The organism is Rhizobium sp. FY34 (genome assembly GCF_005222845.1).
Classification (GTDB): Bacteria; Pseudomonadota; Alphaproteobacteria; order Rhizobiales; family Rhizobiaceae; genus Neorhizobium.
On record NZ_STFZ01000014.1, the window covers coordinates 117,959 to 136,263 of the forward strand.

At 61.5% G+C, this 18,305-nt stretch carries 19 protein-coding genes; 14 read left to right on the plus strand and 5 right to left on the minus strand.

The features are described from left to right. Window positions 1-98: 98 nt before the first annotated feature. Together E8M77_RS11465 and E8M77_RS11470 are read right to left on the minus strand one after the other, a co-directional pair. Window positions 99-1,085, minus strand: a complete 987-nt coding sequence (locus E8M77_RS11465; RefSeq protein ID WP_137130771.1) for a LysR substrate-binding domain-containing protein — start codon at window positions 1,083-1,085, stop codon at window positions 99-101. Window positions 1,086-1,178: 93 nt separating this feature from the next. Beyond that, entirely contained in the window at window positions 1,179-2,084 is a 906-nt protein-coding gene (locus tag E8M77_RS11470) for a LysR substrate-binding domain-containing protein (RefSeq protein WP_137130772.1), read from the minus strand. Between the two features lie 136 nt (window positions 2,085-2,220). On the opposite strand from E8M77_RS11470, the gene E8M77_RS11475 reads away from it, so the two are divergent. The 12 genes from E8M77_RS11475 (at window position 2,221) to lepA (ending at window position 14,041) form a co-directional block, all read left to right on the plus strand. Then, window positions 2,221-2,943: a LamB/YcsF family protein gene (locus E8M77_RS11475; RefSeq protein WP_137130773.1), complete on the plus strand. Its 723-nt coding sequence runs from the start codon at window positions 2,221-2,223 to the stop codon at window positions 2,941-2,943. 111 nt (window positions 2,944-3,054) lie between these two features. After that, window positions 3,055-3,288, plus strand: coding sequence for an acetyl-CoA carboxylase (locus tag E8M77_RS11480; RefSeq protein WP_137130774.1), 234 nt, complete (start codon window positions 3,055-3,057; stop codon window positions 3,286-3,288). After that, entirely contained in the window at window positions 3,285-4,652 is a 1,368-nt protein-coding gene (locus E8M77_RS11485; protein ID WP_246659230.1) for an acetyl-CoA carboxylase biotin carboxylase subunit, read from the plus strand. The genes E8M77_RS11480 and E8M77_RS11485 overlap by 4 nt, the downstream gene beginning before the upstream one ends. A gap of 12 nt (window positions 4,653-4,664) precedes the next feature. Further along, window positions 4,665-5,540 (plus strand): carboxyltransferase domain-containing protein, encoded by an 876-nt coding sequence (locus E8M77_RS11490; protein WP_137130776.1) that lies wholly within the window; start codon window positions 4,665-4,667, stop codon window positions 5,538-5,540. Further along, window positions 5,530-6,501, plus strand: a complete 972-nt coding sequence (locus E8M77_RS11495; protein ID WP_137130777.1) for a biotin-dependent carboxyltransferase family protein — start codon at window positions 5,530-5,532, stop codon at window positions 6,499-6,501. The genes E8M77_RS11490 and E8M77_RS11495 overlap by 11 nt, the downstream gene beginning before the upstream one ends. A gap of 263 nt (window positions 6,502-6,764) precedes the next feature. After that, the gene (locus E8M77_RS11500) at window positions 6,765-7,517 is read left to right on the plus strand and encodes an ABC transporter ATP-binding protein (RefSeq protein WP_137130778.1); all 753 of its coding nucleotides are present in this window, start codon (window positions 6,765-6,767) and stop codon (window positions 7,515-7,517) included. Further along, window positions 7,514-8,248 (plus strand): ABC transporter ATP-binding protein, encoded by a 735-nt coding sequence (locus E8M77_RS11505; RefSeq protein ID WP_137130779.1) that lies wholly within the window; start codon window positions 7,514-7,516, stop codon window positions 8,246-8,248. The genes E8M77_RS11500 and E8M77_RS11505 overlap by 4 nt, the downstream gene beginning before the upstream one ends. A 1-nt stretch (window position 8,249) precedes the next feature. Then, window positions 8,250-9,155 carry a branched-chain amino acid ABC transporter permease gene (locus tag E8M77_RS11510; RefSeq protein WP_137130780.1) on the plus strand — a complete coding sequence of 302 codons (906 nt, stop codon included), beginning with the start codon at window positions 8,250-8,252 and terminating at the stop codon, window positions 9,153-9,155. A gap of 4 nt (window positions 9,156-9,159) precedes the next feature. Then, window positions 9,160-10,242, plus strand: a complete 1,083-nt coding sequence (locus E8M77_RS11515) for a branched-chain amino acid ABC transporter permease (protein WP_137130781.1) — start codon at window positions 9,160-9,162, stop codon at window positions 10,240-10,242. A gap of 43 nt (window positions 10,243-10,285) precedes the next feature. Next, window positions 10,286-11,479 carry an ABC transporter substrate-binding protein gene (locus E8M77_RS11520; protein ID WP_137130782.1) on the plus strand — a complete coding sequence of 398 codons (1,194 nt, stop codon included), beginning with the start codon at window positions 10,286-10,288 and terminating at the stop codon, window positions 11,477-11,479. A gap of 186 nt (window positions 11,480-11,665) precedes the next feature. Continuing rightward, window positions 11,666-12,205: a MarR family transcriptional regulator gene (locus tag E8M77_RS11525; RefSeq protein WP_137130783.1), complete on the plus strand. Its 540-nt coding sequence runs from the start codon at window positions 11,666-11,668 to the stop codon at window positions 12,203-12,205. Window positions 12,206-12,250: 45 nt separating this feature from the next. After that, entirely contained in the window at window positions 12,251-14,041 is a 1,791-nt protein-coding gene (gene lepA, locus E8M77_RS11530) for a translation elongation factor 4 (RefSeq protein ID WP_137130784.1), read from the plus strand. 32 nt (window positions 14,042-14,073) lie between these two features. Here the strand turns inward: lepA and E8M77_RS11535 are convergent, their stop codons facing one another. Continuing rightward, the gene (locus E8M77_RS11535; protein WP_137130785.1) at window positions 14,074-14,493 is read right to left on the minus strand and encodes an RbsD/FucU domain-containing protein; all 420 of its coding nucleotides are present in this window, start codon (window positions 14,491-14,493) and stop codon (window positions 14,074-14,076) included. A 92-nt stretch (window positions 14,494-14,585) separates the two neighbouring features. Next, a complete protein-coding gene (locus E8M77_RS11540; RefSeq protein WP_137130786.1) occupies window positions 14,586-15,032 on the minus strand; it encodes an Lrp/AsnC family transcriptional regulator in 447 nt (148 codons plus the stop codon). Between the two features lie 124 nt (window positions 15,033-15,156). On the opposite strand from E8M77_RS11540, the gene E8M77_RS11545 reads away from it, so the two are divergent. Beyond that, a complete protein-coding gene (locus E8M77_RS11545) occupies window positions 15,157-16,209 on the plus strand; it encodes an ornithine cyclodeaminase (protein ID WP_281408190.1) in 1,053 nt (350 codons plus the stop codon). 9 nt (window positions 16,210-16,218) lie between these two features. Here the strand turns inward: E8M77_RS11545 and E8M77_RS11550 are convergent, their stop codons facing one another. Beyond that, complete coding sequence (locus E8M77_RS11550) at window positions 16,219-17,109, minus strand: GNAT family N-acetyltransferase (protein WP_137130788.1); 891 nt, start codon at window positions 17,107-17,109, stop codon at window positions 16,219-16,221. Window positions 17,110-17,351: 242 nt separating this feature from the next. Here E8M77_RS11550 and E8M77_RS11555 point away from each other — a divergent pair, with 242 nt between their 5' ends. Next, the gene (locus E8M77_RS11555) at window positions 17,352-18,275 is read left to right on the plus strand and encodes a glyoxylate/hydroxypyruvate reductase A (RefSeq protein WP_137130789.1); all 924 of its coding nucleotides are present in this window, start codon (window positions 17,352-17,354) and stop codon (window positions 18,273-18,275) included. Window positions 18,276-18,305: the final 30 nt, after the last annotated feature.

Consider the following 18,305-nt stretch of genomic DNA (forward strand, 5'->3'; position numbering starts at 1 on the left):
GATGCCGCTACTGTGGGCAGTTCAGGGCGAAACGACCATTAGGCTGAGGCAATAGACTATATTGCAGCACAGCAAACTGCGGCAGGCGTGGTGCTGTATCAACCTGGCTGAAGCTGGAGTGACGGCGGAAGCGGCGGGGCCGGCATGCGCTCCAGTGCGCGCATGTCGGCAGCGGCGCCCTTGATCATCCGCCGTAACCAGGCCTGTTCCGGTGAATGGTGCTTGCGGTCATGCCAGAGCATGTAAAAATGCATTTGCCCCAGTTCCACCGGTGCATCGAGAACGGCAAAGGGGAAGGTCTGCGCCACCTGCTCGGCAAAGTGCCGGCCCGTGGTGAAGACGAGATCGGAGCGCGCCAGCACATAAGGGGCGATCGAATATTCCGGCACGGTTGCCCGGATATTGCGCTTCAGCCCCAGATCGATCAGCCGCCCGTCGATTGGGCTGAACTGGGCATGGCGCTCGGAGGTCGGCGACAGATGGCTTTCCTCCAGATATTCCTCAAGCCGAATGCGGTCCGTACGGCGCGCAAAGCGATGGCTGGAGCGCACCATGCAGACGATATCGGTGGTCAGCATCGGCGCGATGCGCAGGTGCTCGGGTGGATGCGGCCAATTGCCGATCACCGCATCGATGCGACCCTCCGAAAGGCCCGAGAGCAATTCCTCCTGCGAGGGAATGGGCGAGGCATCCAGTGAGATGCCGGGTGCGACATCGGTGATGGCAGCGATCAGCTGCGGCATGAACACGGTGCCGAGGCAATTGCTGGCCACGATACGAAACTGCCGCGAGGAGGTTGCCGGTTCAAAGGCACTGGGTGAGGCAAAGGTCGCATCGATCTGGCCGAGGATGCCGCTCATGGCCGAGCGCAGGGCAAGCCCTCGCTCGGTCGGCACCAGAACGCTGCCGGAGCGCACCAGGAGCGGATCCTGGAAAATGTCGCGCAGCTTCTTCAACGTGAGGCTGACGGTGGGTTGCGCCTGGCCCAGAAGATCGGCCGTACGTGACACGCTGCATTCCGTCAGAAGCAGGAGAAGCGTGCGCATCAGACGGATATCGAGACTGGCATAGGCCTGTTCTGTCATGCGGGGGCACTCCGTGGCCGGATGAATATTTGATGAAACGCATTTTCCGTGCCAGATGCCGCTTATTGGTCGCGTCTTTCGCCTATGCCCTGCTCACCCCCCGCCGCCCATGGTGACCGACATGAAGGCGCGAAAGGTTTCCGCAGCCGAGGTGATGGGGCGGGCCTTTGCCCAGGCAAGGCCGACATCCATGCTGGGCACCGGCTGGGTCAACCGGCGAAGTTCGATGCGCTGGCCCTCCAGCGACCATGGCCGGTAGACCATGTCGGAGAGGATCGTGACGCCGACACCGGCGGCCACCAGCGAGCGTACCGCCTCGACAGAACTGGTGGTCAGTACCGCGCGGGGTGCAAGACCCGCCGCATCCCAGTAGCGCCCTGCCGTGGTGCTTGCCTCATCGACGGTCAACATGACGTAATCTTCCTGCGCGACATCGGCGAGGCTGATCTCGTTTTGCACCAGAAGGTGATGATCGGCGGAAAGCCACAGGCGGCGGCTGGACCGCAGCAGCACTTCCTGCTCCAGTTCCTCGGTATTTTCGAGATTGGAGACGAGCATTAGGGCGATATCCACATCGCCGCGCACCAGTTCCTCCTCCAGCGCGCCGCGCGGCAGTTCCTTGATCTCCGCCCGGATCTGCGGATAGGTCTTGCGAAAGCGGGCATAATATTTGGACATGAAATAGCCGGTCACGGTATAGGTCATGCCGATGCGTAGCCGACCGGACAGGCCGGCATGTTCGCGTAGCGGACTGCGCACGGCAGCCGCCACCGCGCCGGTAATGACGCGCGCATGTTCGAGGAAACGTGCGCCTTCCAGCGTCAGGCGCACGCCGGCATGGGTGCGCTCGAAAAGACGCACGCCAAGCTCGAGTTCGAGAGATTTGATCGCCGCCGTAATCGCCGATTGGGAGATGCTGAGATCGACTGCGGCATGGCTGACCTGTCCGCTTTCGGCGGTTGCTATGAAATAATCGAGCTGTTTCAATGTGATGCTCATCGCGGCAGGCCCTTCACAGATCTATCTGTTTTTCAGATAATACTTTCAAAAAATTACTATTTCACAAAACGCCTTGGCTGCGACAAGATTTGTGCAGTGCCGCAAAGACGGCAAATGAATGAGGGGTACGCAGACAATGACTGTCACGATCAATTGTGACATGGGGGAAAGCTTTGGCCTTTACAGGCTGGGCGATGACGCAGGAATGATGCCGCTGATCGATACGGCCAATGTTGCCTGCGGCTTTCATGCTTCCGATCCAGACCACATGCGCCAGACCGTTCGCCGCGCCAAGGAAAACGGCGTCAAGGTTGGTGCCCATCCCTCGCTGCCTGATCTTCAGGGATTTGGCCGTCGCGAGATGAAGATGCGGCGCGATGAGATTGCCAATTCCGTGATCTACCAGGTGGGCGCTCTTGTCGGCTTTCTGAAGGCCGAGGGAATGTCGCTCAACCACATCAAGCCGCATGGCAGCCTGTATGGCATGGCGGGGCGATCCGAAGACGTGGCGCATGGCATCTGCGATGCGGCCGAAGTGTTCGGCGTGCCGCTGTTCGGCATGACCGGCACGCTGCACGAAACGATCTACCAGCAGCGCGGCATTGCCTTCGTGCCGGAATTCTATGCCGATCTTGAATATGCTCCGGGTGGCGTGCTGATCGTTACCCGCGAACATCCGGCCATGGACCCGGACCTGATGGCGGAGCGCTGCGTGCGGGCCCTGTCGGAAAAACATGGCACGGCCACAGACGGCAGCCTGTTTCCGCTCGCCTGCGAAACGATCTGCGTGCATTCCGATACGCCGAACGCCATTGCGATTGCCACAGCCGTGCGCAACGCTATCGCGCCCTGGAATTGACAGGACGGGCCGCGCGCGCGGCCCCGCAGCATGAAGCATACGCATAGCGTTCATTGAGGCCCGTTGATTTCTGGCCCTTCCCTATCTGAATTCTCGCATTCGGAGATTGTCATGACCCCTATCCATTCCCCCCTGCCCGGTACCTTTTACCGCAGCGCCGCCCCCGGCCAGCCGCCGCTGAAGGCCGACGGCGATGCCGTTGCCATTGGCGATGTCATCGGCCTCATCGAAGTGATGAAATCCTTCCATGAAGTGAAGTCGGAAGTGGCTGGCGAAAACATCCGCTTCCTCGTCGACAATGAAGATCCGGTCATGGCCGGCGCAGCGCTGGCGGAACTGGGTTGATGCTGAAGAAGCTTCTGATTGCCAATCGCGGCGAGATTGCCGTTCGCGTCATTCGCGCGGCACAGGATCTCGGCATTGCAACCGTTGCCGTCTATTCCGCCGCAGATGCCGATGCGCTGCATGTGCAACTGGCCGATGAGGCGGTGCTGATTGGCCCGCCGGCTGCCAAGAAATCCTATCTCAATATTGAGGCCCTTCTTGCGGCAGCGCTTTCGACCGGTTGCGACAGCATTCATCCCGGCTATGGCTTTCTGGCAGAAAACGCTGCCTTTTCGGATGCGGTGACGGCGGCGGGCCTGGTATTCGTCGGGCCATCCGGTGATGCAATCCGGTTGATGGGCGACAAGGTTTCGGCCCGCACGGCTGCAGCAGACGCCGGTGTGCCCGTGGTTCCGGGCTCCAAAGGCCGTGTCGAAAGCATCGAGGCTGCCCGCGCGGTGCTTGAGGAAACCGGTTTTCCGGTGATGATCAAGGCTGCAGCCGGTGGCGGTGGTCGCGGCATCCGTATTGCCCATTCGCTTATCGAGTTCGAGCAGGGCTTTGCGCAGGCGCAGGCCGAAGCGCTGGCAGCCTTTGGCGATGGCGGCCTCTACATGGAAAAGGTCATCGCCCGCGCCCGCCATATCGAGGTTCAGGTTCTGGCCGACGGGCAAAACGCCATCCATTGCTATGAACGCGAATGTTCGCTTCAGCGACGGCGCCAGAAAGTGTGGGAAGAGGCGCCATCACGGGCGCTGTCACCAGCCCTTCGCGAGGAGCTTTGCGCCTCGGCCGTGGCGCTTGCGCGTGCTGTGTCCTATTCGGGGGCCGGAACGGTCGAATATCTCTATGATGACGCGGCTGACCGCTTCTACTTCATTGAAATGAACACCCGTATCCAGGTGGAGCATCCGGTAACGGAAGCCATCACCGGCATCGATCTCGTGGCCGAAATGCTGCGTATTGCCGGCGGTGAACCGCTGTGGCTTGTGCAGGGCGATGTGACGGTGAAGGGCCATGCCATTGAGGTGCGCATCAATGCCGAAGATCCGGCCCGTGATTTCGCCCCCTTCCCCGGCACGGTTGGCGCCTTGCGCATTCCGGGCGGTCCGGGCGTGCGTTTCGATTCCATGCTCTATAACGGCTATCAGGTTCCCCCCTTCTACGATTCCCTGCTGGCCAAGCTCATCGTGCATGCCGAGACGCGCGAGGCAGCGCTTGCACGCCTGACGCGGGCGCTGAAGGAACTGGAGATCGGTGATCTGGTGACCACCCGCGCCCTGTTTCTTGCCCTTGCTGCCGATCCGGATGTCCGGGCCGGAGATGTCCACACCCGCTGGCTGGAAGGCTGGCTTGTCGAAAACGCAGCGGCGCTGGCCAGCTGACAAGGAGAACCGATGTCGATACGCTTCAACTTCGGCGGTGACGAACACATCTTCGGGGAAGTCTCCGAGGAGATGTCGCTTGCCTCCTTCTTCACCGGCCTTTCGATGATCAATGCCGTGCGGGCCGCCGGTATTCGCGGCGTCACCGAAACCTGCCCGGCCAATGCAAGCTTCCAGATCCGCTTCGACCCGGATGTGATTGCGCCGCCGGACCTGCTGAAGGAACTGCAATCCATGGAGGATGCGGCGGCAACGTCCGATGCGTCGCTGAAGACCCGCATCATCGAACTGCCGGTCTTCTTCGAGGACCCCTGGACGCATGAGACTGGCCAGCGTTTTCGCGAACGCCACCAGGACCCCTCCTCCACCGATCTGCAATATTCCGCCCGCATCAACGGCTATGCGACGGTGGAAGACTTCATCGCCGCCTATTCCGGCCAGCCCTGGTTTGTGTCCATGGTCGGCTTCGTCGCCGGCCTGCCCTGGCTCTACCAGATGGTGGAACGCAGCAAGCAGATCGAGGCGCCGAAATATCTGCGCCCGCGCACCGATACGCCCAAGCTGACCATTGGCCATGGCGGCTGCTTTGCCGCCATCTATTCGGTACGCGGCGCCGGCGGTTACCAGATGTACGGCGTGACGCCCGCGCCCATCTACGATCCGACGCGCACGGTGCGCTATCTGACCGATGAGATGTGCCTGTTCAAGCCGGGCGATATCGTCAAGTTCAAGGCAATCGGCCGCGACGATTATGATGCGACGCTGGAAGAGATTGCCGCCAATCGCTGGCAGCCCTTGGTGCGCGACTGCACCTTCAGCCTGACCGATTTCAATCGCGACATTTACGGCACCAACGCCAACCTGATGGAGCTTCTCAATGGCCGTTAAGGTAATTTCGCCCGGCCTTTCCACCTCGGTTCAGGACCTTGGCCGTCCCGGTTTCTATCATCTGGGTATTCCAGAGGGCGGTGGCATGGACCGGTTTGCCACCCGCATTGCCAACCTGCTTGTGGGCAATGCGCCGGGTGCCGCCGTGCTGGAGGCGACCTTTCTCGGGCCGGAACTGGAATTCACACAGGCGACCATCGTGGCCGTGACCGGTGGCGAACTGCCGCCAAAGGTGAATGGCGAGGAGCGCCCGACCTGGGAGAGCTTTGCAGTCAAGGCCGGCGACCGGCTGTCCTTTGGCTACCTGAAATCCGGCGCCCGCGCCTATATCGCCATGTCCGGCGGCATCGATGTGCCCGTCGTGCTCGGGTCGCGCTCCACCTATGTTCTGGGCGCACTCGGCGGTTTTGAAGGTCGGGTGCTGAAAGCCGGAGATGAGATCCCCTTAGGTGAAAGCACGGGCAGACCGGGGCTTTCACTGCCGGCAGCCCTTCGAGGCACGGTGACTTCGCCGGCCGAACTGCGCATGCTGCCGGGCATCTACTGGCATCGCATCACCGAGGCTTCCGGTGAACGCTTTTTCGAGGATACCTGGAAGGTTGCGCCTGAAGCAGACCGCATCGGCTATCGCTTCCGGGGCGGCACGCCGCTCGACTTCATGCCGCGCCAGCAGCCCTTCGGTGCCGGCTCCGATCCCTCCAATATCGTGGACGCCTGCTATCCTTACGGATCGGTCCAGGTACCAAGCGGCACGGAACCGATCGTCCTGCACCGCGATGCCGTCTCCGGCGGCGGCTACATGATGCTGGGCGTGGTGATTTCCGCCGACATGGATGCCATCGCGCAATTGCAGCCGCACACACCGGCCCGCTTCGTGCCCGTCACCCTGGAACAGGCGCTTCAGGCGAGAGCCGACCGCAAGGCAGCTTTGATGAGGGCCGAAAACAGCCTCATCGCCTGACGGCGGTGAGCGGCGACCTGCGGAAGAGGAACCGCGGATAAAGGGAGGGGTTCGGTCGGCCAAAGCCGGCCCTCCGGTGTGCCAGGCATGATTGCCCGGCGCACGCAGTAACGAAACAGAACAGTCAGACAGCGTGAATTTGGCAACCGAGGGGTCCGCAGAGATCGCCGGGAACCGAGAGGGGACCATCGCCAGTGTGTTTGGCCGCATCATTGCGGCCAGATGGCGCATGCCCCTTCCATCGGCAACATAGGAATGGGGATATGGGTCAACTGAGTGCGGAAAACATATCCGTCGCGTTTGCGGGGCTGAAGGCCCTGTCATCCGTCTCGCTCGATATCAGGCCGGGGCAGATCAGCGGATTGATCGGCCCGAACGGCGCCGGAAAGACGACGCTTGTCAATGTGTTGACCGGTTTCCAGGCGCCGACGGAAGGCTCTGTCACGCTTGACGGCGCATCGCTTGGCCGTTTGAAGCCGCATCAGCTGCGTCGTCGCGGCATTGCCCGCACGTTCCAGGGTGGCCGTCTGTTTCGCGACCTGCCGGTCATCGACAATCTCGAGGTGACGGGCGTTGGCCTTGGCATGAGCCGGCGGGCTGCCGTTGCTGAAGCTGAAGGCATGCTTGACTGGATGGGCATAGCACCGCTTGCCGAGCGCCTTGCCGGAACCCTTCCCTATACCGACGAGCGCCGGGTGGCGATCGGTCGGGCGCTGATGGGACGCCCCGCCTATATCCTGCTGGATGAACCGGCTGCCGGCATGAGCGCGCCGGAAGCAGCAGACCTTTCGGCTCTCGTTCACCGCATCGCCAAAACTCTTGGCACCGGTGTGCTGATCATCGAACACAATGTCGGCCTGGTGCTGGGCCTCTGCGATCATATCGTCGTGCTCGATTCCGGCGCCGTCATCGAAGAGGGTGCGCCGGCTGCGATCCGCCAGAGCGAAAAAGTACGCCACGCCTATATGGGCACTGCCGCCGATATGGCGCCCACCGGCGGGGAGGTGAGAGCATGACATTGCTGAACCTCGTCAATGTCTCTGTTCGCTATGGTCGCCTCACAGCGGTTCGCGACGTTTCGATCGACCTCAAGGAAGGCCAGATCCTCTTCATCACCGGGCCGAATGGCGCCGGAAAATCCTCGCTTCTGCGTGCCATTGCCGGTGTGACGCCCACCGCTGGCGGCCATATCGAGTTCGACGGCGCTGAAATCACCGGTCGGGCTCCCGAAGATATCGCCCGGCTCGGTTTCTCCATGGTGCCGGAAGGCCGCGAAGTTTTCGGCTCCCTGACCATCGAGGAAAACCTGCTGGTGGGTGCCGGCATGCATTCCCGCACGGCCGGTGCAAAGGGCCGCACCGCCTCGGATCTGGCTTCTGTCTATGACACGTTCCCGATCCTGAAGGAGCGGCGGCACCAGCAGGCCGGCCTGCTATCGGGCGGCCAGCAGCAGATGCTCGTCATCGGTCGCGCCCTGATGACCCGGCCGCGCCTCATCGCCATCGATGAACCGTCGCTTGGCCTTGCTCCCAACATTACCGACCAGGTCTACGAGCGTCTGGTGGCGCTGCAGAGCGAACGCAAGCTGACGCTGCTCATCGTCGAGCAAAGCTCGGCACGCGCCGTCATGGTTGGCGGCCGAATGATCCTGATGCGCAGCGGAGGCGTCGTGCTGGATGGCGATGCCCGGACACTGGGCAATAGCGAGGCCGTGCAGGCCGCCTACTTCGGCTATGAGGAACAGTGAAATGCTGCAGATCATTTTCGACTCCCTCTCCCTGGGCTCGCTCTATGCGCTGGGCGCACTCGGCATCGCGCTGATTTTCGGCGTCATGCGGCTCGTCAATTTCGCCCATGGCGATGTCATTGCCTTTTGCATCTTTGCCCTACTCTGGCCCTCGACGGATGCGATGGCGATCGTCTTTGCCGGACAATTGCCCTGGTATCTTCTGGTGCCGCTGGTTCTCATCGTCGGCGCCGGTCTTTCGGTCCTCTGCGAAATCACCGTGTTTCGCCATTTTCGCCGTGCCAATCCGGCCACGATGATGATTGCCTCCTTCGCGCTCGGTTTCGTCATCCGCTATTTCCTGCTGATGCTGTTTACCAGCCGGCCGAAATCCATCTCGCTCCTGCCCATGCTGTCGCAGCCGGTGGAAATCTTTGGCGCCCGACTGCCATTGCTGCAGCTCATCACCATTGTCGCGACTGTCTTCATCCTGATCGGGCTTTCGCTCTTTCTGCGCCGCACGCGCTTCGGGCTGGAAATGCGGGCTGCGGCAGAAAATTTCTCCATGGCGCGCATGCTTGGCGTTCGGGCAAACCGGGTCATCATGGGCGCCTTTGCCCTGTCCGGCGCACTGGCCGGCGCCATCGCGCTGATTTTCGGCAGCCAGACGGGCACTGCCGATATCCAGATGGGCGCCTCGATCATGCTGATGGCGTTTATCGCCACCGTGATCGGCGGGCTTGGCAGCCTGGCCGGCGCCGTTCTGGCCGGCTTTCTGCTGGGTGCTGCCTCCGTGGTGATGCAGGTCATGCTGCCCGTGGATGCCCGCCCCTTCCGCGACGCCTTCGTCTATGGCGCCGTCATCCTTGTCCTCCTTCTGCGTCCGCAAGGCCTGATCGCCGCACGCGGCACCAAGGAAAGGGTCTGAAACCATGACCATTACAAACGCCCCTGCCCTTGCCCCTGCATTGACTGCCGCGCGCAAACCACCGCGCTTTGCCCTTGCAAGGCGCACGGTCATCACGCCGGTTCTTCTGTCGCTCGTCATTCTGGCCATCGCCGTGCTCACCGTCATGACCGGATCAAAGCCGTTCAACCAGGCGATGATCGATGTCTTTTTGCGTGTCACGCTGGTGGTCGGGCTCTATATCTTCATCGGCAATTCCGGCGTGCTCAGCTTCGGGCATATCGGCTTCACCTGCCTTGGCGCCTATGCGGCGGCCTGGCTGACCATCAATCCGATGATGAAGAAGGCGTCGCTGCCCGGCCTGCCCGGCTGGCTCTTGGAGGCGCGGCTGCCCTATTGGCAATCGGCGGCATTGGCTGCCCTGTTTGCCGGCCTGGTGGCGCTCGTTTTCGGGCGCGTTCTGATGCGGCTATCCGGCATTGCCGCCTCGATTGCCACCTTTGCGGTGCTGGCGATGATCAACACTGTCTATTCCAACTGGCAGGATGTGACTGGCGCCACTTCCTCGGTGGTCGGCATTCCGATCGTTCGCACCCTCTGGCCCTATGCGATTGTGGCCGTCATCGCCATTTTTGTTGCCTGGGCGCATGCCATTTCCCGCTCCGGCCTTGCGCTGCGCGCAGCGCGCGACGAGCCGACGGCTGCTGCCGCATCCGGCATCGATATTCCTCGCGAACGGCTGGTTGCCTTCACCATTTCCGGGGCGGTGATGGGGCTGGGCGGCGCGCTGATGGCCCATTCGATCGGCGTGGTGACGCCCGATACATTCTATCTCGGGCTGACCTTCATCACGCTGTCCATGCTGGTCGTGGGTGGCATGAGCAGCCTGTCTGGCGCCGTGCTCGGCGTCGTCATTCTGTCGGCGCTGATCCAGGTCCTGCGCTGGCTGGAAGCCGGTGTCGCCTTTGGCGCAACCACCTTTGCCCTTCCCAAGGGGCTTCAGGAAATTGCGCTCGGCGTCATCATGATCGTGATCCTGGCAAACCGTCCCGCAGGCCTGATCGGCAACCGGGAAATCACGTTATTTCGTCGTAACCGCAACAAATAGCCGGCGGAGAGGAAACCGCACGGCCATAAAAAAGGAGACGTACATGGCCTACAGGACGAGAATGCTTGCTGCCGCACTGGCCGCTGTGATGGCTGGTTTTCCAGCGCTTGCCGATGATGGAAAGATCGTCGTCGGTTTTGCAACCGCCGCCTCCGGCTTCATGGAAGCCTATGACAAGCCGGCACAGGATGCCGCGATGATCCGCATTGACGAGATCAATGCAGCCGGTGGCCTGCTCGGCAAGAAGATCGAGGTGGTCAGCGCCGATACGAAATCTGACCGCGCCGAAGGCGCAAAGGCCGGCCTTTCCGTCATCGACAAGGGTGCCGATCTGGTCGTCGTCTCCTGCGATTACGATTTTGGCGCGCCGGCAGCCCTTGCCGCCGAGGATGCGCGGCTCGTCTCCTTCTTCCTCTGCGCCGAATCCGTGAAAGCCGGCATCCAGGGCGTTGGCCCGCACAGCTTCTCGGCATCGGTGCTGGCAGCCGTGCAGGGTGCCACCATGGCCGAATGGTCCTTCAAGCAGAAGAATGCTAAGACTTACTATCGTCTTCTCGATACCTGGACCGAATATAACAAGGGCATCTGCGACGGCTTTGACTGGATGATGCCGAAGCTTGAAGCGCAGGGCGCAAAGCTGGTGGGCAAGGACACGTTCAAGAACGACGACGCCTCGATTGCAGCCCAGATCACCCGCATCAAGTCCCTGCCGCAGGAGCCGGATGCTATCATGCTGTGCACGATGATGCCGGGCGCCGTTTCCGCCATCAAGCAGATCCGCGCCGCCGGCATCAACTCGATGATCCTCAATGGTTCGGGTGTCGATGGCAGCTACTGGCTCTCGGCCGTTCCTGACCTGTCCAATTTCTACACGCCGGTTCAGGGCTCGATCTATGGTGATGACCCGAACCCGGCTGTGCAGACGTTCAACGCCACCTACAAGAAGAAGACCGGCACGGACCCGTCCAGCCAGTATGTCTATCCTGGCTATTCGATGATTGATGTCTGGGCAAAGGCCGTCGAGCGGGCCAAGACCACCGAGGTCGATGCCGTGGTGGCCGAGCTTGAAAAGATGAAGGGTGAACCGACGCTGTTTGGACCGCGCACCTTTACCGCCGAACTGCACCACCAGAACAGTGCCCGTTACCTGATTGCCGAAACCAAGATGGGCAAGCCCGGTATTGTCGGCGAATGGACGATTTCCGAGCCGGTGCCAATGAGCGCCCTGGTGAAGTAAGGGCAAAGGTCCGCTCTCCTTTCTCGACGAGAGCAAAAGACAAAAGAAGCCGGTCGCGCTGAAAAGTGCGGCCGGTTTTTTTCGTTCAGGCGGGCACGCGCCAAACCGCAATCGGCCCCAAGGACGAGGTCTTGATTTATCCTATGGAGCCATATAGTAAGGGGCCATATCAAATGGATCACGGATATGCTGAGTGCAAAAAATGAGGCGCTGTATCGCGAGGCAGAGCGTCGGGGCCGGTCGGATCTGCGCGACATCAAGCTCTGCGCCACGGTGCTGAGCCTTGCATCGGCCATTGAGGCCGATTGTGCCCGCCGGCTTTCCCGCCATCAGCTTTCGGACAGCAAGTTCGTCATGCTGATCGTGCTGCATGAGGCCAAGGATGGTTTGGCGCCAAACGAGTTGGCCACCCGTTGCGGCGTGACGCGCGCCACCATGACCGGTCTGATCGACGGGCTGGAGAGAGACGGGCTTGCCCGCCGCATGGCCGACGACAAGGATCGCCGCAGCGTCAAGATCCGTCTGAGCGACAGGGGCGAAGATCTGGCACGCACGGTGTTTGATGAACATGCCGAATGGTTGGGGTCGGTTTTCGGCAGGCTGGATGGAGCACAATCCGAACTTCTGTTGGCGCTGGCGCAGGCCGTCTGGCGCAATACCGATGCGGGCCGGACGCAGGCCGACACTGTGCCGGACGGTGTTAGCATCTGCGCCGATTTCACCTGATCATCATCGCCTCGGTCTGGTTTGGCCGAAAGCAAGGTTCCTCCTATGTCTCTCGCTCGCATCCGCAATTTCTGCATCATCGCCCATATCGATCATGGTAAGTCCACGCTTGCCGATCGTTTCATCGAGATCACCCAGACGGTGGCTAACCGCGACATGCAGGACCAGCTGCTGGATTCCATGGATATCGAGCGGGAGCGCGGCATTACGGTCAAGCTGCGCACCGTGCGCATGCAGCACCGTGCAGCCGATGGTGTCGATTACCAGTTCAACCTCATCGATACGCCCGGCCATGTGGATTTTTCCGCCGAAGTCAGCCGTAGCCTGGCGACCTGTGAAGGTGCCATCGTGCTGATCGATGCGACGCAAGGGGTGCAGGCCCAGACGATAGCCAATGTCCGGCTGGCGCGCGAACAGGGGCTGAAACTGCTGGCCGTTCTCAACAAGATCGACAGTCCGCTGGCCGATCCGCAGCGCATCATCCGCCAGCTTTACGATGTCGAGGGTCTCGATCCCGAGACCGTGATGCTGGTCTCGGCGCGCACCGGAGATGGCGTGCGCGCCGTGCTGGATGCGGTCGCTGAGCACGTTCCCCCGCCGGAAAGCCAGCAAGACAGGCTGCGCGCGCTCGTTTTCGACAGCTATTACGATCCCTATCGCGGCGTGGTGCTTTCGGTCCGTGTCGTGGACGGAACACTCTCGGCTGGTGATCGCATTCGCTTCATGTCGGCGCCATCCGGTTTCGAGGCAACGGAAGTCGGCATATTCCGCCCGGAGCTTGCGCGCTGGGACAGGCTTTCGGCCGGCGAGGTTGGCTATGTCGCAACCGGTATTAAGGATCCGTCCTTCATTCGGCTGGGCGATACGCTAACCTTGGTGGATAGGCCGGCGCAGGAGCCGATTGCCCGGTATAGCGAACCGAAGCCCATGGTGTTTGCCGGGCTCTATCCCTCCGGTGACATGACGATCAATACGCTGCGCGATGCGGTGCAGAAACTCGCCCTCAATGATGCGGCCTTCCGCGCCGAGGCGGAAGTATCGGAAGCGCTGGGCGCCGGCTATCGCTGCGGCTTTCTCGGCATGCTGCATCTCGATATCGTCAAGGAGCGGTTGAAGCGCGAATATGGCGTCGAGGTCATCACCACGGCACCGAGCGTGGTCTACCGGGTGACCCTGAAGAACGGCGATGTATTGTCCATCGATAACCCGGCGCATTTTCCCAATCCGGAAATGATCGAGATTGCCGAGGAGCCGATGGTTGCAAGCCTGATCCAGACGCCGTCCGATTATATCGGTGCGGTGATGGAACTGTGTGGCCGCAGCCGGGGTATTTTCGGCACGCTGGACTATGGCGATGATGGCTATGCGCGCATTGCCTATGACCTGCCGATGAGCCAGATGGCCTTCGGTTTCTTCGACAGTCTCAAATCGCTGACCCAGGGCTATGCCACGCTGGATTACGAGTTTTCCGACTATCAGCCTGCCGATCTGGTTCGGGTGGATATTTTGATCGAAAACCAGCCGGTGGATGCCTTCGCCTTTGTCAGCGTGCGCGAACAGTCCTATGAGAAATCTGCGGATATCGTTCGCCGGCTGAAATATGTGATGCCGAAGAAACTCTATCCCGTGCCGCTGCAGGCCGCCATCGGCAGCCGGGTGATTGCCCGCGAGGATATTCCGCCGCTGCGTAAGGATGCGCTGGCCAAGGGCTTTGACGGAAGCATGTCCGCCAAGAACCGGCTGATCCGCAAATCCAAGGAAAACAAGGGGAAACGCCACGGGCTTTCGCGCGGCGATATCCCCCAGGAGGCGTTTCTGGCCATCCTTGCGGTGTGAAGGACCTGTCTTTGGCTTAAGCTATCTGGGCTTCAGCTGCGCACGACGCCCTTCTTCAGGATGATATTGCCGTAAAGTCGGGTTTCGCCTGTCTGCACGATGGCAAAGCACTGCTTGGCCCGCGCATAAAAGCCATAGCGTTCCACCGTTCCGCAGGCACCCTTGTCGCCGACGATTGCCCGCAATTCCGCAACAGCCGGCGGGACCTCGTCCGGATTGCCGACCACTTCCATGGTGACGGCCGGCACTTCGACGAAATCGTCAAGCGGCATGACCGAGAGCACCGCCTGTGTGGCCTGGCCGATGCTGATGCCATCGAGGCGGATCAGCCGCTCTGCCGTGCTTGTGCCGGGAAAATTGGCATCGACAAGCGCGATTTCATCCCCATGGCCCATGGCGCGCAGTGCATGCAGAAGATCGGGTGACAGGATCGGGTCGATATTGATGAGCATGGGTCTCCTCCCCCGGCAACAGGCCGGTCTGTGCCGGACGCTATCGGCCCCCCTGCCAGCCCGTCAAGATGCACCAACAGACCTGCCTCTGCTTATACACTGGTGAGCAAAAGGCTCGTTTCGCTGTTGGAGACGCCATCAATCATGCGCACCTCGCGCAGCACCCGGTCGAATTCCCCCAGATTGGCGGCGCGCACATGCGCGACCAGATCCCAATTGCCATTCGTCGTATGCAGCGTGTGGATTTCCGGCAGGCCGCGCAGCTTGCGGATCACCTGGCTGGTGCTTTTCCCCACAACCTCGATCATCATCACCGCCTGCACGGTCTGCGCATCGAAGGCCTCGCGCACCCGCACGGTGAAGCCCAAAAGCGTGCCGGTACTCATCAGCCGGTCCAGCCGGTTCTGCACGGTGCCGCGGGCAACGCCCAGCACGTCCGAGAGCTTGGAGAGCGAGGCGCGACCATCAATCCGCAGATGCGCGATGATGCGCCGGTCGAGATCATCGGGGATGTAGCGAGGCGGCTCTTCTGGTGTCATGTTTCAATCCGTTCAATGGGCTTGCGCATTTTGCCCAGTTTGCTGGCGGAAACAACACGAGTTTGCTCTTTCGTTCAATTCGCCCCTTGGGTTAGCCTTCACGCTTCATGGCGAAGAGGAGAAGATCTTGCCCCAGGCCCCGTCGCAGAAAGCTCTTGTTCCCTTTGTCAGCGTTGAGAATATGATGCGGCTTGTGCATCGTGTCGGGCTTGAGACGATGCTGGCGGAGCTTGCCGCCGAAATCGAACGGGATTTTGCCCGCTGGGAGCTGTTTGACAAGACGCCGCGCGTCGGTTCTCACTCGCATGACGGGGTGATCGAGCTGATGCCGACATCGGACGGCGAGATCTACAGCTTCAAATATGTGAACGGCCATCCGAAGAACATGGGCAAGGGCCTGCAGACGGTGACGGCTTTCGGGCTTCTGGCCGATGTCGCGACCGGCTATCCGCTGCTCTTGACGGAAATGACGCTGCTGACGGCGCTGCGGACGGCTGCGACCTCCGCCATGGCGGCGCGTCATCTGGCGCCGAAGGGCGCCACCTCGATGGCGATCATCGGCAATGGCGCGCAGGCCGAATTCCAGGCGCTGGCGATGAAGGCAGTGCTTGGCATAACCACAGTGAGATTGTTCGATATCGACCAGAAAGCCACGGAGAAAACCCGGCGCAATCTGGAAGGTTCGGGGCTTGCCGTCACGGCCTGCAACTCCGCACAGGCGGCCATCGAAGGTGTGCAGATCATCACCACCTGCACGGCCGACAAACAGTCTGCGACGATCCTCACCGACAACATGGTGGGGGCCGGCGTCCACATCAATGCGATCGGCGGTGATTGCCCCGGCAAGACCGAGCTGCATCCCGATATCCTGAAGCGCGCCGACACGTTCGTGGAATATCCGCCGCAGACCTGGGTCGAGGGCGAAATCCAGCAAATGCCGAAGGATTATCCGATTACCGAACTGTGGCGGGTGGTGACCGGTTTGGCCGAGGGCCGGCGAAACGAAAAGCAGATCACGCTGTTTGACAGCGTCGGTTTTGCAACGGAAGATTTTTCTGCGCTGCGCTATGTGCGAAGCCGCATTGCCGGCACGGATTTCTACCAGCTGCTCGACATTATCGCCGATCCGGATGAGCCGCGCGATCTCTTCGGCATGCTGCAGCGATCCGTCAACTAGCGCTTTTCGTCAGGACAGCGCCTGTGTGGCAAGTCCGTAGACCAGGGGAAAACCCTCATCGGGACGCAGGCTTTGCCAGCCGCCGTTGAGTGACATGCTGGTGACGGTATCATAGACCGGCATGCCGCATGCCGTCAGCATATGGGCAAAGTCCCCTTCCTTCTGGCGCGTATCGATGCGCAGGAACTCGCCGGCATGCCGCGCCACATGCGGGCGCATCACGGGGATGGCGTCGCTATCGCTTGCCGCAACCACCGGGCCGATCAGATGGCCGCGACCGAAGGGGCGACAGAGCGCATAGGCGCGCATCTCGCCATCCCTGATCAGGGCTGTGCCGGTTGCCGTTTCCAGCAGCTTGTCGAGGGTTCGCGGTCTGGCCGCACCAAAGGCCAATGTGTCGAGCGCATCGAGCGCCGGCCTGTGGTGGGGGGCAAGGGTGACCACCTCGCCCTTGACCGGCAGCATGCTCGGTGGTGGCATCACCGCCTCCCCCTGGCACTGGTAGACGACGGCTTCCTTGGCAAAGCCCAGCGATGCGTAAAGCCGTCTGGCCTGCCGCGTGGCATTGAGCCCGATGCGCCGGTTACCGATTTCGCCCAATGCGAGGTCCATCATGATGCGGCCAGCACCCAGCGCCTGCAGGCGTGGCGAGGTGATGACCATGCCGATCGTCGACAACTGCAGATCGTGCTCGAACCACATGGCTGATCCGAGCACCCGGCCTATGGGATCGCGCGCGATGATGCCGCGCCCCAGCGCCAGCACGGCCTGCCAATCCGAAGGACGGTGCGGCCAGCCGACAGAGAGCGACAGCGCGTGCAGCGACGCGATATCGGCGTCTGCGATATCCGCCACGCCCAACTCGAAGGAGTTGAGCTGCATGGATGTCTGCGTATCCAAGTGAACCGCCTCCCCGCGCACTGTTTTCGTTTTGGCTCAAGCGCCAACACAGCACCACGCCCATCTTCACTCACTCTAATACGGTGATTCCCGCCAAACAATCGGCTGCTTGTCGCAGGTCTTTCGCAACAATCGTCTGCCAGCGCCGCGCGCTTCGGCATGCGGCGGGCTGGCGCTCGCCTATGATGCCGACAAGACCGGTTCACGCGGACCCGGATGGAACGACAGCGGACGGACGCGCGATGACATTCCTCTTCAATTCCGATGCCCGGCGTGGCGCCGTCTTTGCCAAGGCATTCCTGCAGGCGCTTCCGGATCTGCCGTTTTCGATGGATGCCAGTACCGTCAATCCGGACAAGGTGCGCTATCTCATCACCTGGACGGTTCCCAGTGATCTGGAACGCTACCGCAATCTCGAAATCCTGTTTTCCATCGGGGCGGGCGTCGATCAGTTCCGCATTGATGCCGTGCCGGCACATGTGCAGGTGGTGCGCATGGTGGAAGATGGTATCGTGCGCATGATGCAGGAATATGTGGTGATGTCGGTGCTTTCGCTGCACCGCCAGCTTCCTGCCTATCTGGCGCAGCAGAAGGCGCAGATCTGGCAGTCCCTGCCCCAGATGCAGGCGCAGGATCGCCGCATCGGCGTGCTGGGCTTCGGTCAGCTGGGCCAAGCGGTGCTGGAGCGGTTGAAGCCCTTCGGCTTTCCGCTCTCTGGCTGGAGCCGCTCGCCGCGCCTTATCGAGGGCGTCACCTGTCATCATGGCGAAAAGGGTCTGGCGGATCTGCTGGCTTCCAGCGATATCCTGATCTGCCTTTTGCCGCTGACGCCAGAAACGCGCGGTTTCCTGAATGCCGACCTGTTTGCGTGTCTACCGGAAGGGGCGTCGCTGGTGCATGTCGGTCGCGGCCCGCAACTGGACGAGAGCGCCCTACTGGCAGCCCTTGATGCCGGCCATCTCGCCGGTGCCGTTATCGATGTTACCGACCCCGAGCCGCTGCCGGCCGGCCATGCCTTCTGGTCGCATCCGAAGATCATGTTGACGCCGCATGTGGCAAGCGTGACCCAGCCGGAAACGGCGGCGCGCGCCGTCATCGACAATATCCTGCGCCACCGCGCCGGTCTGCCGCCCATCGGGCTGGTGGATCGCAGCCGCGGCTACTGACCCCTCCCCTTTCCCCATTCATCTCTACTT

Bases quoted from the DNA above. Each gene is read 5' to 3' on its own strand.
- E8M77_RS11465 (WP_137130771.1), bottom strand. From the start codon at position 1,085: ATGACAGAACAGGCCTATGCCAGTCTCGATATCCGTCTGATGCGCACG.
- E8M77_RS11520 (WP_137130782.1), top strand. From the start codon at position 10,286: ATGGCCTACAGGACGAGAATGCTTGCTGCCGCACTGGCCGCTGTGATG.
- E8M77_RS11540 (WP_137130786.1), bottom strand. From the start codon at position 15,032: ATGACACCAGAAGAGCCGCCTCGCTACATCCCCGATGATCTCGACCGG.
- E8M77_RS11495 (WP_137130777.1), top strand. From the start codon at position 5,530: ATGGCCGTTAAGGTAATTTCGCCCGGCCTTTCCACCTCGGTTCAGGAC.
- E8M77_RS11515 (WP_137130781.1), top strand. From the start codon at position 9,160: ATGACCATTACAAACGCCCCTGCCCTTGCCCCTGCATTGACTGCCGCG.
- E8M77_RS11500 (WP_137130778.1), top strand. From the start codon at position 6,765: ATGGGTCAACTGAGTGCGGAAAACATATCCGTCGCGTTTGCGGGGCTG.
- E8M77_RS11505 (WP_137130779.1), top strand. From the start codon at position 7,514: ATGACATTGCTGAACCTCGTCAATGTCTCTGTTCGCTATGGTCGCCTC.
- E8M77_RS11490 (WP_137130776.1), top strand. From the start codon at position 4,665: ATGTCGATACGCTTCAACTTCGGCGGTGACGAACACATCTTCGGGGAA.
- E8M77_RS11535 (WP_137130785.1), bottom strand. From the start codon at position 14,493: ATGCTCATCAATATCGACCCGATCCTGTCACCCGATCTTCTGCATGCA.
- E8M77_RS11525 (WP_137130783.1), top strand. From the start codon at position 11,666: ATGCTGAGTGCAAAAAATGAGGCGCTGTATCGCGAGGCAGAGCGTCGG.
- lepA (WP_137130784.1), top strand. From the start codon at position 12,251: ATGTCTCTCGCTCGCATCCGCAATTTCTGCATCATCGCCCATATCGAT.
- E8M77_RS11555 (WP_137130789.1), top strand. From the start codon at position 17,352: ATGACATTCCTCTTCAATTCCGATGCCCGGCGTGGCGCCGTCTTTGCC.
- E8M77_RS11480 (WP_137130774.1), top strand. From the start codon at position 3,055: ATGACCCCTATCCATTCCCCCCTGCCCGGTACCTTTTACCGCAGCGCC.
- E8M77_RS11475 (WP_137130773.1), top strand. From the start codon at position 2,221: ATGACTGTCACGATCAATTGTGACATGGGGGAAAGCTTTGGCCTTTAC.
- E8M77_RS11510 (WP_137130780.1), top strand. From the start codon at position 8,250: ATGCTGCAGATCATTTTCGACTCCCTCTCCCTGGGCTCGCTCTATGCG.
- E8M77_RS11470 (WP_137130772.1), bottom strand. From the start codon at position 2,084: ATGAGCATCACATTGAAACAGCTCGATTATTTCATAGCAACCGCCGAA.